At 25.1% G+C, this 1,916-nt stretch carries 2 protein-coding genes; one reads left to right on the top strand and one right to left on the bottom strand.

Going from position 1 to position 1,916, the window contains the following annotated elements; translation table 11 throughout:
* Positions 1-162: 162 nt before the first annotated feature.
* The gene (udk, locus tag J7G74_RS16390) at positions 163-777 is read left to right on the top strand and encodes a uridine kinase (RefSeq protein WP_297137370.1); all 615 of its coding nucleotides are present in this window, start codon (positions 163-165) and stop codon (positions 775-777) included.
* A 158-nt stretch (positions 778-935) separates the two neighbouring features.
* Here the strand turns inward: udk and J7G74_RS16385 are convergent, their stop codons facing one another.
* Positions 936-1,754: a MerR family transcriptional regulator gene (locus tag J7G74_RS16385; RefSeq protein WP_297137368.1), complete on the bottom strand. Its 819-nt coding sequence runs from the start codon at positions 1,752-1,754 to the stop codon at positions 936-938.
* Positions 1,755-1,916 lie beyond the last annotated feature (162 nt).

Here is a 1,916-nt window from a genome sequence, read left to right as displayed (position 1 = left end):
ATTGTATGGTTATTTTTCCCATGTGAATTATTTTGAAAAATATGATAAAATATTGCAGATATAGATAATTAACGGACTTTTAAATTAGTTAAAAGTATGTATATTTTGAAATAACAGAAAAATAAAATTACGAATGAAATATATAAGTAGGTGGAAGTTAATATGAATAAAGTGAGCATTGTTGGTATAGCAGGTGGTACTGCATCAGGAAAATCGACTATAGTAAGTTATATTAAAGAATTTTTTAAAGATGATATAGAGCTAATTTGCCATGATAGCTATTATAAAGCTAATGATGATAAAACTCTAGAAGAAAGAAAAAATCTAAATTACGATCACCCATCATCTTTTGAAACTGAAAGAATGATAAGAGATATTAAATCTCTAAAAGCTGGAAATGAAGTAGAAGTTCCAGTATATGATTATACAAAGCATACAAGATCAAGTGAGACAGTTCTTGCTCACCCTAAAAAAGTTATAATAGTAGAAGGTATATTAATATTTGAAGACCCTCAACTGAGAGATCTAATGGATATAAAAGTATTTGTAGATACAGATGCAGATGAGCGTTTAATGCGTCGTATACTAAGAGATACAAAAGAAAGAGGAAGAAGTGTTGAATCAGTATTATCTCAATATGTTACTACTGTAAAGCCAATGCACGAGCAATTTGTTGAACCTTCGAAAAAATATGCAGATATAATAATACCAAGAGGTGGAGAAAATACTACTGGTATACACATATTACAAGAGCATTTAAAGTTAATATTAAGATAATATAGAAGCAGATTATTGTTAGTAGTTAAGAGCTAATAATTATCTGCTTTTCATTTTGAGGAAATTATATATTAATAAATCATAATTAAATTTTATTTAACAATATATGATAAGAATATTTGTTAATTTTAATACAAGTAATTGAGTAAATATACTTGTTATTCAATCTGTATTGATACTTTTAATACATATTCATCTTTATTTTTCACGGCAACTTCATCTATTAATACATCTTCATATGAAGAACCTATAATAGTTAAATTATTTTCTTTTATATATTTTAATAAACTTTCATAAAGTATAGGTGCTTTATCATAATATCCTTTTAAATATCCAACCAAATAAGTTCCTTTTGGTTTTACAATTATATTATTGGAGTCACAGTTTTTATTTACCCTTGTGTAATAGTGACTATAATCATAATAATTTTTATTTTCTAAATCATATTTACTTTTAATTGATCCTACAGGATATCCAATATTTAAATCATTACTATAACAATAATCTAAGTGAGACATATAAGTTTTCATGTCATAAGGATATTTAGTATTATCTATAGGATTACTAATAACAAGATATTCTTCATTTTGTTTTTCTATAAAAATATCACTTTTTTTATTTTTCGCTTCATTTATAATATTAATTTTGTTATAAATAATTTCTTGTCTTCTTTTAAGTTTATTTATTTCTTTTTCAATTTCTTTAGTTTCATATTGGAAAAGCTCTACTATATTTTGAGGATTTCTTTTATCCATAAATTCTTTTATTTCTTTGAGAGGAACACCAATATCTTTTAGAGTAGAGATTACATTAAAGGCTTCCAATTGGTACGTAGAATAATATCTATAGCCATTATCCATTACTTTTTCTGGTTTAAATAATCCTATTTCATCATAATGAAAAAGAGTTTTTTTGTTAACTTTACACAATTTAGCGAATTCACCTGTAGAGAAATATTTTGTATTATTTTCTTTCAATTTATATAATCCTCCTTATTGACTATCCTGTTACAGGATAGTTTATTATATATTAAGTTAAGATTAAATTCAAGGAGGTCGTCATGGAAAATTCATTGGAAAAGAAAGTCACAATGACTTCTTTAATTAGATACACTATGCCAACGGTAGTGATGATGGTAT

Source organism: Terrisporobacter sp. (assembly GCF_017888745.1).
In the GTDB taxonomy this organism is placed as follows: domain Bacteria; phylum Bacillota; class Clostridia; order Peptostreptococcales; family Peptostreptococcaceae; genus Terrisporobacter.
This window is presented reverse-complemented; position numbering and strand designations above follow the sequence as displayed.

Coding starts and splice junctions, on each gene's coding strand:
- udk (WP_297137370.1), top strand. CDS start 163: ATGAATAAAGTGAGCATTGTTGGTATAGCAGGTGGTACTGCATCAGGA.